The organism is Cupriavidus sp. FW306-01-F10A, from assembly GCF_058782785.1.
Map to the genome: position 1 here is coordinate 251,005 of NZ_JBYSYA010000006.1, position 12,548 is coordinate 263,552.

Annotated in this window: 12 protein-coding genes; 8 read left to right on the forward strand and 4 right to left on the reverse strand. The window is 68.3% G+C overall.

The annotated features are described in order from the left end of the window. Window positions 1–112 precede the first annotated feature (112 nt). The gene (locus AC3WLF_RS11700) at window positions 113–1,387 is read left to right on the forward strand and encodes an O-acetylhomoserine aminocarboxypropyltransferase/cysteine synthase family protein (protein ID WP_492318421.1); all 1,275 of its coding nucleotides are present in this window, start codon (window positions 113–115) and stop codon (window positions 1,385–1,387) included. A gap of 110 nt (window positions 1,388–1,497) precedes the next feature. On the opposite strand, the gene AC3WLF_RS11705 is transcribed toward AC3WLF_RS11700, so the two are convergent. Together AC3WLF_RS11705 and AC3WLF_RS11710 are read right to left on the reverse strand one after the other, a co-directional pair. Further along, complete coding sequence (locus AC3WLF_RS11705; RefSeq protein ID WP_492358238.1) at window positions 1,498–2,457, reverse strand: lysylphosphatidylglycerol synthase domain-containing protein; 960 nt, start codon at window positions 2,455–2,457, stop codon at window positions 1,498–1,500. Window positions 2,458–2,739: 282 nt separating this feature from the next. Then, window positions 2,740–3,096 (reverse strand): hypothetical protein, encoded by a 357-nt coding sequence (locus AC3WLF_RS11710; protein WP_492357551.1) that lies wholly within the window; start codon window positions 3,094–3,096, stop codon window positions 2,740–2,742. 183 nt (window positions 3,097–3,279) lie between these two features. On the opposite strand from AC3WLF_RS11710, the gene AC3WLF_RS11715 reads away from it, so the two are divergent. From AC3WLF_RS11715 to AC3WLF_RS11735, 5 genes are all read left to right on the forward strand, one after another. Then, window positions 3,280–4,101 (forward strand): MetQ/NlpA family ABC transporter substrate-binding protein, encoded by an 822-nt coding sequence (locus AC3WLF_RS11715; protein WP_010810904.1) that lies wholly within the window; start codon window positions 3,280–3,282, stop codon window positions 4,099–4,101. A 262-nt stretch (window positions 4,102–4,363) separates the two neighbouring features. Next, entirely contained in the window at window positions 4,364–5,449 is a 1,086-nt protein-coding gene (gene pdhA, locus AC3WLF_RS11720; protein ID WP_492318418.1) for a pyruvate dehydrogenase (acetyl-transferring) E1 component subunit alpha, read from the forward strand. 45 nt (window positions 5,450–5,494) lie between these two features. Further along, window positions 5,495–6,472, forward strand: a complete 978-nt coding sequence (locus AC3WLF_RS11725; RefSeq protein WP_492318417.1) for an alpha-ketoacid dehydrogenase subunit beta — start codon at window positions 5,495–5,497, stop codon at window positions 6,470–6,472. 34 nt (window positions 6,473–6,506) lie between these two features. Next, on the forward strand, window positions 6,507–7,625 hold the full coding sequence (locus tag AC3WLF_RS11730) for a dihydrolipoamide acetyltransferase family protein (RefSeq protein ID WP_492318416.1): 1,119 nt from the start codon (window positions 6,507–6,509) through the stop codon (window positions 7,623–7,625). Window positions 7,626–7,840: 215 nt separating this feature from the next. Then, a complete protein-coding gene (locus tag AC3WLF_RS11735; protein WP_010810900.1) occupies window positions 7,841–8,035 on the forward strand; it encodes a ribbon-helix-helix domain-containing protein in 195 nt (64 codons plus the stop codon). Window position 8,036: 1 nt separating this feature from the next. Here AC3WLF_RS11735 and AC3WLF_RS11740 read toward each other — a convergent pair whose 3' ends face one another. Beyond that, window positions 8,037–9,722, reverse strand: a complete 1,686-nt coding sequence (locus AC3WLF_RS11740; protein WP_492358239.1) for a SulP family inorganic anion transporter — start codon at window positions 9,720–9,722, stop codon at window positions 8,037–8,039. A gap of 211 nt (window positions 9,723–9,933) precedes the next feature. On the opposite strand from AC3WLF_RS11740, the gene AC3WLF_RS11745 reads away from it, so the two are divergent. Together AC3WLF_RS11745 and AC3WLF_RS11750 are read left to right on the forward strand one after the other, a co-directional pair. Then, entirely contained in the window at window positions 9,934–10,371 is a 438-nt protein-coding gene (locus AC3WLF_RS11745; RefSeq protein ID WP_035823164.1) for a universal stress protein, read from the forward strand. 92 nt (window positions 10,372–10,463) lie between these two features. Next, on the forward strand, window positions 10,464–11,120 hold the full coding sequence (locus tag AC3WLF_RS11750; protein ID WP_492318414.1) for a peroxiredoxin: 657 nt from the start codon (window positions 10,464–10,466) through the stop codon (window positions 11,118–11,120). Between the two features lie 277 nt (window positions 11,121–11,397). Here the strand turns inward: AC3WLF_RS11750 and AC3WLF_RS11755 are convergent, their stop codons facing one another. Further along, window positions 11,398–12,366, reverse strand: a complete 969-nt coding sequence (locus AC3WLF_RS11755; protein ID WP_492318413.1) for a chemotaxis protein — start codon at window positions 12,364–12,366, stop codon at window positions 11,398–11,400. Window positions 12,367–12,548: the final 182 nt, after the last annotated feature.

Sequence of the window (12,548 nt, forward strand, 5' to 3'; positions counted from 1 at the left end):
CGCACGGCCTGGTGCGCCCGCGCGGCGCACCGCTCGGCATGCCCGGCGCCATGGCAGGCACTGCTCCGTCGCGCCGGTCCGGCACCCAACAGCGAGACGAAGAGAGAAGAAGATGAGACTCGAAACCCTGGCCGTCCATGGCGGCTATTCGCCCGATCCCACCACGCGCGCGGTGGCCGTGCCCATCTACCAGACGGTGGCCTACGCCTTCGACAGCGCCCAGCACGGCGCCGACCTGTTCGACCTGAAGGTGGCCGGCAACATCTACAGCCGCATCATGAACCCGACCAACGACGTGCTCGAGCAGCGCCTGGCCGCGCTCGAGGGCGGCGTGGGCGCGCTGGCGCTGGCGTCCGGCATGGCGGCAATCACGTATGCGATCCAGACCATTGCCGAGGCCGGCGACAACATCGTCTCGTCGAGCCAGCTCTATGGCGGCACCTACAACCTGCTGGCGCACACGCTGCCGCAGTCCGGCATCGAGACGCGCTTTGCCGATGGCCGCAACCCGGCCAGCTTCGGCGACCTGATCGACGCGCGCACCAAGGCGATCTTCGTGGAGTCGGTGGGCAACCCGCTCGGCAACGTGGTCGATATCGAAGCCATCGCGCGCGTGGCGCACAACCACGGCGTGCCGCTGATCGTCGACAACACGGTGCCATCGCCCTACCTGTGCCGTCCGTTCGAGCATGGCGCGGATATCGTCGTGCATTCGCTGACCAAGTACCTGGGCGGCCACGGCAACAGCGTCGGCGGCGCCATCATCGACAGCGGCAAGTTCCCCTGGGCCCAGCACAAGGAACGCTTCAAGCGCCTGAACGAGCCCGACGTCTCCTATCACGGCGTGGTCTACACCGAGGCGCTGGGCCCGGCCGCCTACATCGGCCGCGCGCGCGTGGTGCCGCTGCGCAATACCGGCGCGGCGCTGTCGCCTTTCAATGCCTTCCTGATCCTGCAAGGCATCGAAACCCTGGCGCTGCGGCTGGACCGCATCACCGAGAACGCGCTGGCGATTGCCCGCCACCTGCAGCAGCATGCCAAGGTGGACTGGGTCAACTTTGCCGGCCTGCCCGACCATGCCGACCACGCGCTGGTGCAGAAGTACCTGGGCGGGCGCGGCCCCGGCATCCTGTCGTTCGGCCTGAAGCAAGGCGGCCGTGAAGGCGGCGCGCGCTTCCTGGACGCGCTGCAGCTGTTCACGCGGCTGGTCAATATCGGCGATGCCAAGTCGCTGGCCACGCATCCGGCGTCGACCACGCATCGGCAACTCAATGCGGATGAACTGAAGGCGGCGGGCGTCAGTGAGGACATGGTGCGGCTGTCGGTCGGCATCGAGCATATCGATGATCTGATCGAGGACCTGGATCGGGCGCTGGCGGCAGTCTGACCGCAGGCGTCACAGGGATCCGCAGGGTTTCTCCCTCTCCCGCTTGCGGGAGAGGGGAGCGTACGCGAAGGGTGGTAGCACTCCCGAAAGCTATCGGTCGCCAGCACGACCTACCTCCCACCACGCTTGCCGTGCGCCTCCAGCACAAAGTAGCCGATCGCCCCGATCATCAGCGGAATCAGGTAATACATCGCGCGATACGCAATCAGCGCCGCCAGCAGCAGCCCGTGCGGCACCTGGCCGCCCAGCATCGTCAGGAACACGGTCTCGATCACGCCGAGACCCCCGGGGATCCGCACCACCACGCCCGCCAGCCCCGACGCCAGCAATACCCCAAGCACCGTGAAGTACCCCGCATGCGTATGCAGCAGCGAAAACAGGATCGCCGCCATCGCCATCCAGTGGGCTGCAGACAAGAGGATTTGCAGCGCCGCGAAGCCGACCGACGGAACGTAGATATCGTGGTCGCGCACGGTCCGGTGCCGGCCGTGCCAGGTGGCACAGGCAGCCAGGTAGGCAGCCGGCACCGCCAGCATCAGCGCGCCCAGCACCCGTGTCAGCGCCGCGGGAACGCCCCACTCCGGCGGCAGCACCACCAGCTGCGCCACCAGCATGCCCCCCGCCAGCAAGGCATAGCCAAGCCAGTTGCTGCTCACCACCACCACGAACAGGCTCCAGATCTGCGGCAGGGTCAGCCCGGCGCGCGTGTACAGGCGGTAGCGCACGCCCGCGCCGCCCAGCGTGGCCCCGAGGTTGAGGCTGAGCGTGTAGCTGACATAAGAGATCGCCATCACCCGCCGCGCCGGCAACGGGTGTCCGGCATAGTGGCAGCCGAGGCGGTCGAACTGGCTGTACAGCAAGCCGCTCAGCGCAACGAAGGCCGCCGCCGGCGCCAGCGTGCGGGCGTTGAAGCCGCGCAGCGCGGCCAGCACCGCGTCCCAGTCGATGGTGCCCAGCTTGCGCGCGATCAGCGCCAGCACCGCGGCAATGAACAGGATGCCGATGGCACGGCGCCACGCGGGCCAGTGCGCGTGCTGGCGGATCGCCGAGAAGGTCGTCGCGCCCATCATTGCGCGCCTCCCCTCGTCGCCGCGCACCGCAAGACCGGCGTCAGGAATGTGCAGGAATGCAGGCCTGCGTGCGCCAGCCCGGCATGCAATTTCTGGCCTGCCTCGGCTTCAAACAGGATAAAAGTTTCCGGCAGCGCGCTTTCGCGCGCGCACGGGATCGCGCCGGGTCCGCACGACAGGCGCCGCTCTGCGCCGTGCCCTGGCCGGCGGAAACGATTGGAGGCGGACTGCATCGGTGTCATGACCTGAGAAAGCCGCAAACACCGTGCCAGCGCCGGCACGTCAACCACGGCCACGGCTGCGCCGCCAGCGCGCCAGGGCCGCGGCCGCCAGCGCGCCGGCGGCAAGCCCGGCAATGAACACCGCGGCAGCGGTCCCCTCCCAGCCCGCCGCGGCCGCAACATCTGCACGGTCCCGCGCAAGGGGCGCGAGCGACTGCCAGTCGGCAGCCGTGAACTGCGTCATCGCCTGCGCCCCGTCCAGGCCATACACGCAGATCTCCCCGCCGGGCAGCTTGCAGAAGCGCTCGCGCGGGCAGGCCTTGAGGATGGCCTGCGGGGCGCCCTCGCCGCAGCTGGCCCCGGCGCTGCGCAAGACCTGGATCGTGACTTCGGGATGCCGGGTAAGTTGTTCGGGCATGGCGGCCTCCATACGGGTGACGCTGCCCTTCAGCGTAGTGCAGCCAGGCGCCGGCGCCCTTATTCGCCAGCGGCATATGACCATGCGTAATAACTCGTTCGCCTATTGCCTGCCTTTCCATACAATGAGCCGACGCCGCGGCGGGACGCTGCCGGCCTCCAACAACATAACGGGGAGCATCAGATGCAATACGGGAAATTCGGCTTCGTCGCACGGCTGGCGGCAGCGGTGCTGGCACTGGGCGTGATGCAGGGTGCGGGCGCGGCCGATCCGGACAAGAAGGAAATCCGCTTCGGCGCCACCGCTGGCCCCTACGCCGACCAGATCCGCTATGGCGTGAAGCCGGTGCTGGAAAAGCGCGGCTACAAGGTCACCATCATTGAGTTCAGCGACTACGTGCAGCCCAACCTGGCGCTGGCCGACGGCGCCATCGACGCCAATGCGTTCCAGCATGTGGCCTACCTGAAGAAGTTCTCAGCCGACCGCAAGCTGGCGCTGACCGACGTGATCCAGGTGCCGACCGCGCCGATCGGCATCTACAGCCGCAAGCACAAGGGCCTGGCCGAGGTGAAGCCCGGCAATACCGTGTCGCTGCCGAACGATCCCACCAACCTGGCGCGCGCCATCGCCATCCTGCAGCAGATCGGCTGGGTCACGCTCAAGCCGGGCACCGACCCGATCCGCGCCAGCGAGCGCGACATCGACGCCAACCCGCACAAGCTCAAGCTGATCCAGCTGGAAGCCGCCCAGCTGCCGCGCTCGCTCGACGACGTGGACTATGCCTTCGTCAACGGCAACTATGCGCTGGCCTCCGGCCTGAAGCTGACCTCGGCGCTGGCGCTGGAGAAGATTCCCGACTACTACATGAACCTGGTCGCGGTGAAGACGGCGGACCTGAACAAGCCCTTCGTCAAGGACATCCGGGAGGCCTACGAGTCGGCGGAGTTCAAGGCCGTGACGCAGCAGCGCTTTGCGGGCTTCGTGCAGCCGCCGTACCAGCGCTGAGCCACCGCGCTCTCGCCCCGAAAGCAAGGAAGCGCCGCCAGGCGCTTTCTCGCTTTTGGGGGGCAGCTGTCGCGCGCATTGTGCGCAGCAAGACAATTTTGCGCCGCGCGCGCCGCGCAAATGCCCTACACTCAAGCTCAAGTCCCCCGCGCCCAAAAAGCACGGCAGGGATCACAACGCGATCATTGCTGCGGATAGCTGCGAAGATCCTCGCGGCCGTCCCAGCGGATCCTGTCGAGACAACCGCATCGAGAGACCTGCCATGTCCACGGTTGCGCGCTTTGAGATCGGCTACACCCGCTACCTTGCCCCGCCGGGCGACACCTCCTCCCCCACTTCTCCTCCCCCACCCCTTGCCAGCAACCCCGACGCGCTGCTGCCGCTGTACCAGGCGATGGTGCTGACGCGCCAGTTCGACCTGAAAGCGATTGCGCTGCAGCGCACCGGCAAGATCGGCACCTTTGCCTCGGCACTCGGCCAGGAAGCCATCGGCGTGGGCGTGGCCTTTGCGATGCGGCCCGAAGACGTGCTGGTGCCCTCGTACCGCGACCACGCGGCACAGTTTGTGCGGGGCGTCACGATGACCGAGAGCCTGCTCTACTGGGGCGGCGACGAACGCGGCAGCGGCTTTGCGGCGGCGCCGCATGACTTTGCCAACTGCGTGCCGATCGGCACCCAGGTCTGCCACGCGGCCGGCGCCGCCTATGCGTTCCAGCTGCGCGGCGAGCCGCGCGTGGCGGTCTGCCTGCTGGGCGACGGCGGCACCTCCAAGGGCGATTTCTATGAGGGCATGAACATGGCCGGCGCGTGGCACGCGCCGCTGGTGATCGTGATCAACAACAACCAGTGGGCAATCTCGATGCCGCGCAGCGGCCAGACCGCGGCGCAGACGCTGGCGCAGAAGGCCATTGCCGCCGGCATCCCCGGCGAGCAGGTCGACGGCAACGACGTGGTCGCGGTGCGGCACCGCGTCGGCGAGGCCATCGCGCGCGCGCGCGACGGCGGCGGCCCGGCGCTGATCGAGGCCATCACCTACCGCCTGGGCGACCACACCACCGCCGACGACGCCTCGCGCTACCGCGACGAGGCCAGCGTCAAGGCGCACTGGCAGGAAGAGCCGCTGCTGCGGCTGCGCACGCACCTGCTGGCGCTGCACGCGTGGGACGCGGCGCGCGAGGAAGCGCTGGTCAAGGCCTGCTCGCAGCAGGTGGCGCAGGCCGTGGAGACTTACCTGGCCGTGCCGCAGCCGGACCCGGCCGCGATGTTCGACTGCCTGTACGCAACCATGCCGGCCGAATTGCAGGCGCAGCTGGAGATTGCCCGGCGCTTCCCGGCGCCGCACGGATAACCAGCAAACCCTGCGCCTTCACCTGGCGACCACAGCGAGCGAACCATGGCGGAAATCAATCTGGTCGAAGCAGTCAACCTGGCGCTGGCCCATGCGCTGGAGCACGATCCCGATGTGCTGCTGCTGGGCGAGGATATCGGCGTCAATGGCGGCGTGTTCCGCGCCACCGCGGGCCTGCAGGCGCGCTTTGGCGCGGCGCGCGTCATGGATACGCCGCTGGCCGAAGGCGGCATCGTCGGCGCGGCGATCGGCATGGCGGCAATGGGGCTCAAGCCGGTGGCCGAGATCCAGTTCACCGGCTTTATCTACCCGGCGGTCGATCACATCATCAACCACGCCGGACGCATGCGGCATCGCACGCGCGGGCGCTTGTCATGTCCGATGGTGGTGCGCTCGCCGTGCGGTGCCGGCATCCATGCACCCGAGCATCATTCCGAAAGCCCGGAGGCGATGTTCGCGCATATGCCCGGCATCCGCGTGGTGGTGCCTTCATCGCCCGCGCGCGCGTACGGGCTGCTGCTGGCGGCCATCGCCGATCCGGACCCGGTCATCTTCCTCGAACCCACGCGGCTGTACCGCCTGTTCCGCCAGGAAGTGGCCGACGACGGCGCCGCGCTGCCGCTGGACACCTGCTTCACGCTGCGCGAAGGCAGCGACATCACGCTGGTGAGCTGGGGCGCGATGGTGCAGGAGACGCTCGCCGCCGCGGACGCACTGGCCGGCGAAGGCGTGACGGCCACGGTCATCGACGTGGCCACGCTCAAGCCGCTGGACATGCAGACCATCCTGGAATCGGTGACGCGCACGGGCCGCTGCGTGATCGTGCACGAGGCCCCGCGCACCGCCGGCTTCGGCGCCGAGATCGCGGCGCAGCTGGCCGACGCGGGCCTCTACTCACTGGCCGCGCCGGTGCAGCGCGTGACCGGCTTCGACACCGTGGTGCCGCTGGCGCGGCTGGAATACACCTACCTGCCTGGCGTCGCCCGCATCGTCGACGCGGCGCGCAAGGCGATGGCAGCGTAACGCGAGAGTTGCCGACGATAGGCAAGGAGTGCCGATGAGAGTCTTCAAGCTGCCCGACCTGGGCGAAGGCCTGCAGGAGGCCGAGATCGTGACCTGGCACGTCAAGACCGGCGACACCGTGGCCGCTGACCAGCCGCTGCTGTCGGTGGAGACGGCCAAGGCCATCGTGGAAATCCCGTCGCCCTATGCCGGCACCATCGCCAAGCTGTTTGCGCAGCCCGGCGATATCGTCCACCTTGGCGCGCCGCTGGTCGGCGTCGAGGGTGCGGGCGACGATGCCGACGCCGGCACCGTGGTGGGCTCGGTCCAGGTCGGCACGCACGTGGTCAATGAAGCCGCGCCCGCGGGCTCCGCGGCACCCGCCGCGGCGATGGCCGCGCGCGTCAAGGCCACGCCGGCGGTGCGCGCGCTGGCGCGCCGGCTCGGGGTGGACCTGGCAATGGCCACGGCATCGGGTCCCGAGGGCGTGGTCACCGCCGCCGACGTGGAGCGGGTAGCCAGCACGCTGGCCGAGCTGGGCGCGCCGGAACAGCTGCGCGGCGTGCGCCGGGCGATGGCGCAGAACATGGCGCGGGCACAGGCCGAAGTGGCCGCCGCCACGGTGATGGACGACGCCGACATCCACGCCTGGCAGCCCGGCGCCGATGTGACCATCCGGCTGGTGCGCGCCCTGGTGGCCGGCTGCCGCGCCGAGCCCGGCCTCAATGCCTGGTACGAAGGCCAGACCGCCCGCCGCCACGTGCTCAAGAAGATCGACGTCGGCATCGCGGCGGACCTGCCCGAGGGCCTGTTCGTGCCCGTGCTGCGCGACGTCGGCAACCGCGATGCCGCGGACCTGCGCCACGGCCTGGACCGCATGCGCGCCGACATCCGCGCGCGCACCATTGCTCCGGAAGAGATGCGCGGCAACACCATCACGCTGTCCAACTTCGGCATGATCGCGGGGCGCTATGCCGCGCCCATCGTGGTGCCGCCGACCGTGGCAATCCTGGGTGCGGGACGCGTGCGCGAGGAAGTGGTGGCAGCCGGCGGCGTGCCGGCGGTGCACCGGGTGATGCCGCTGAGCCTGACCTTTGACCATCGCGTGGTGACGGGTGGGGAGGCGGCACGGTTTCTGGCGGCGGTGATTGCGGATCTGGAGATGGCGGCGTAGCGGTGGAAGGCAACAGGGAGCCGACGAGCCAATAGCCTCGGAGAATACTGCCGCCCCTCGTGTACGCTCCCCTCTCCCGCAAGCGGAAGAGGGGAGCAAACCGCCGGTGTGCTGGCACCGATCGGGAATCGGGCGCTGCGGTGGCCCTGTATATAATGCGTTTCCGATCGCCGCTGCCGTCAAGCCGGACCTATCCGGACAGCCGGACACCCCTCATGGAATCCAAGACCGCCCGCCTTACCATCCTGATCGATCCGGTCAAGAAGAAGGCCTTTGAAACCCTGTGCGCCTCGCAGGACCTGACACCGTCGCAGGTCGTGCGCCAGCTGATCCGCGAGTACCTGGCCCAGCATGGCGTGGAATATGCCACCAAGCCCAAGCCTGCGGGCAGCACCCGGCAGAAGAAGTGACTCAGCGCGGGGCGTCGCCCTCGCCTGCAGCTTCGCTTGCCAGCTCGCCGCAGCGCTGCACCGCCTGCGCCAGCGAATCCACGTAGTTGCCCTCCCCCAGCGCCGCCAGCACGCCCGCGCGCGCCAGCTTTTCCCTGACCCGCTCGTTGGCTTCGGCCAGCACCACCGCCACGCCGCGTTTCTGCAGCGTCACGATCACGGCCTCCAGCGTCTGCAGCCCGGTCATGTCCATAAAGGGCACGCGGCCCAGGCGGATCAGCAGCACGCGCGGCTCGGTATGGGTCTGCACCAGTGCGCGCTCGCAGGCTTCCACGGCACCGAAGAAGAACGGTCCGTCGATGGCATAGACCAGCACGCCCGGCGGCATCCGCGCGGGCAGGCCGGCGCCGGTATCGCCGAGTTCCCGCTCTACGTCCACGGCATCCTGGCGCGCCACCTCGACTGACGCCGACATGCGCCGCAGGAACTGCAGCATGGCCAGGATCACGCCGATATTGACCGCCACCACCAGGTCGGTCAGCACGGTCAGGGTGAAGGTGATCAGCAGGATGGCGACGTCGGCGCGCGGCGCGCGGCGGACCATGCGCGCGAACTGGCGCCCCTCGCTCATGTTGTAAGCCACCACGAACAGGATCGCGGCCAGCGTCGCCAGCGGCACGCTGGCCGCGAGCGGCGCCAGGAACAGCAGCACCATCACCAGCGTGAGCGCATGCACCACGCCGGCCAGCGGGCTGTTGCCGCCATTGCGGATATTGGTGGCGGTGCGGGCAATGGCGCCGGTGGCGGCAAACCCGCCGAACAGCGGCGCCAGGATATTGGCGATGCCCTGGCCGACCAGCTCCTGGTTGGAATCGTGCCGCGTGCCAGCCATGCCGTCGGCCACCACCGCGGACAGCAATGACTCGATCGCGCCCAGCATGGCGATGGTGAAGGCCGGCCCGGCCAGCTCCAGCACGCGCGCCAGCGTGATGTCCGGCAGCGCGGGCACGGGCAGCCCGCGCGGCAGGCCGCCAAAGGCGGTGCCGATGGTGGCGACGCCGTCAAAGCGGAACAGCGCCTGCACCGCGGTGGCAACCAGCAGCGCCACCAGCGGCCCGGGGATGCGCCGCAGCCAGCGCACGCGCGGCGCGCCCACTACCAGCGCCAGGCTGCCCAGCGCCAGCGCGGTGGTGGCCGGGTGCCATTGCGGCAGCGCCTGCAGCAGGTGCCAGAGTTTTTCGTGGAAATGCTCGCCGGCGACCGGCGGCAGGCCGAAGAAATCGCGCCACTGGCCGACAAAGATGATCACGCCGATGCCAGCCGTGAAGCCGACGATCACCGGTGCGGGAATGAACCGGATCACGCTGCCCAGCCGCGTCAGCCCCATCGCCAGCAGGATCAGCCCCGCCATCAGGGTGGCGATCTGCAGGCCGTCGATGCCGTGGCGCGCGGTCACGGCGGACAGCACCACGATAAACGCGCCGGTGGGCCCCGCGATCTGCAGCCGGCTGCCGCCGAACAGCGACACCGCCAGCCCGGCGACGATGGCCGTGTACAGGCCCTGCTCCGGCTTGGCGCCCGACGCGATCGCAAACGCCATGGCCAGCGGCAGCGCCACCACCCCGACGATCACGCCCGACACGATGTTCGGCAGCCAGTTGCCGCGTCGGAACAGTCCGGCCAGCCAAGCTTCGCGCAGCGCGATCATGCGTCAATCCCTCGGGTTCGTGCAGGATGATGATGGTGCATTGGATGATAACAGCATGTTAATGCCCGCCGGCTTGCAGCTCGCGCCGTGATATTCGCCACGCCTGCACTGTCGCTTATGCCACTCAATTCCTATACTGGATTGGCTCGCCCGGGCGTACGGGGTATGGGCCAGGGCGGACGCGGCAAACTTCTGCAATCGGAGGCCCATCATGTTCAAGCACCTCCTTGTGCCTACCGACGGCTCCGCACGCGCCGACGCGATGGCGGCCCGCGCCATGGCCTTTGCCAGCCGCATCGGCGCCCGCGTGACCGGGCTGCATGTGATTCCCGAGTACCACGTACTGACCTACCGGCTGACCAGCCTGCAGGACACCAAGGACACCTTTGCCGCAGAAGCAGCGCGCCACGCGGATACCTTCCTGGCCACGCTCAGCCACACCGCGGCGCAGGCCGGCGTGGCCTGCGAGACCGTCACCGCCACCGACGACCATCCCTGGCAGGCCATCATCCAGTGCGCGCAGCAGCGCGACTGCGACCTGATCGTGATGTCGTCGCATGGCAAGCGCGGGCTGCAGGCGCTGCTGATCGGCAGCGAGACCCACAAGGTCCTGACCCACAGCACGATCCCGGTGCTGGTCTTCCGCTAGGCGGCCGGGCGAACAACGAGACAGCGCGATAGCGGGCAACAGTGCGCGGCGACGCGCGTATCCAAACCACGCCAACTGCAAGGAGCGCAACCATGGCGATTCGACTGGGCGAGCAAGCCCCTGATTTCACCGCCGACACCACGGAAGGCAAGATCAGCTTCCATGAGTGGATCGGCGACAACTGGGCCATCCTGTTCTCGCATCCCAAGGACTTCACGCCGGTGTGCACCACCGAACTGGGCTATATGGCCCGGCTCAAGCCCGAATTCGACAAGCGCAATACCAAGATCATCGGCCTGAGCATCGACCCGGTCGGCGACCACCAGCGCTGGGTCAAGGACATCGAGGAAACGCAGAACTGCACCATCAACTATCCGATGATCGGCGACGCCGACCTGAAGGTGGCCAAGCTCTACGACATGATCCACCCCGAGGCCAGCGGCAGCGGCCCGCGCACGGCGGTAGACAATGCCACCATCCGCTCGGTGTTCATCATCGGCCCGGACAAGAAGGTCAAGGCCATGCTGGTGTACCCGATGAGCGCCGGGCGCAATTTCGACGAGGTGCTGCGCCTGCTGGATTCGCTGCAGCTCAATGCCAAGCACACCGTGGCCACGCCGGTGAACTGGAAGCCGGGCGAGGACGTCATCATCCCGACATCGGTCTCGGACGAGGATGCCAAGAAGAAGTACCCGCAGGGCTTCAAGACCCTGAAGCCCTACCTGCGCACGGTGGAGCAGCCCAAGTAAGGGGGAGCGAGGAGCGCCAGCACCAGGGAGTGCGGCCGGGCGTGGGGGTCACGCCGGCCGCCGCCGGACCTCCCGGGCAGTCACGGCCGGGAGGCCCGACTTGTCCACAGGAACTATCCACAGCTTCAGTGGATATCCCCCCTCTTGACAACCGCAAAGGGCGCGCCGGTGCTGGAATTCACTGGAGTGCCCGTTTTATAGGCAACCCGCCGGGCTACGGGAATGGTTGCGGGCGTTCGAATTTTGTGCCTGTTGCGATTCTTCCGCCACGGGGCGCTCAGCGCGTCAGCACTTCGCGGATGGTGTCGGCCAGTTCCTTGGCCACGAATTTCGCCACATAAGCGTCTGCGCCCACCTTGCGCACATGCTCCTCGCTGGCCTCTCCGGACAGTGACGAGTGAATCACCACCGGCAGCGACTTCAGCCGGCTGTCCGCCTTGATCTTGCGGGTCAGGGTGAAACCGTCCATCTCCGGCATCTCCAGGTCGGTCAGCACCAGCGCCACCTCGTCCTGCACTGACCTGCCATGGCTGGCCGCCTCGGCGGCGATGCGGTCGAGCAGCTCCCACGCCTCCTTGCCGGACTTGGTCATCACCACCGGCGCGCCCAGCGCCTTCAGCCCCTGCTCGATCAGGCCGCGCGCCAGTGCCGAATCGTCGGCGGCAATGACCTTGGCGCCGGGGCGCAGGCTCAACTGCGGGCCGACCGTGCCCGGATCCACGTCCGGCTGCCGCGTCGGCAGCACATCGCGCAGGATCTGCTCGACGTCCAGCACCTGCACCAGCCGCGACGGGTCCGTGCCCCCGGCGGTGTCCCCGTCCAGCTTGGCGATGCTGGTGACGTGGCCGGTCCGCACGCTGGCCTCGGCCGAATGCACCTGGTTCCACTCCAGGCGCACGATTTCCTCCACTGCCTCCACCGCGAAGCCCTGCGTCGAACGAGCATATTCCGTCACCAGCAGGATGCCCAGGCCGCTGCGCGGCTTGCAGCCCACCAGCCGGGGCAGGTCGATCACCGGGATCACCTGGCCGCGGATATCCGCCATGCCCAGGATCGACGGGTCGGCCCCCACCACGGTCGTCACGTGCGGCATCACGAGGATCTCGCGCACCTTGAAGACATTGATCCCGAACAGCTCCGTCTGGCCGGAATGCTCGGCTTCGCCAAGCCGGAACAGCAGCAGCTCGAACTGGTTGTTGTTGGTCAGGTTGGTCCGTTCGTCGATGTCCCTCATGGAACTGCTCATGCTGCGCTCCCGTGCCGTGCGTGTGGTTTTTGCCGCCGTCGTTGTCATCTGCCTGCGGCCGCGGCGGATGGCGGACGGCAGGGTTCATGACTGGATATCGGCGCGGGGCAACGGGAGTTGAGAGGCACACGCAGCGCATGTTCGGATTTCATCCTTGCATATCCGGATTGCTTCGTTCCTCC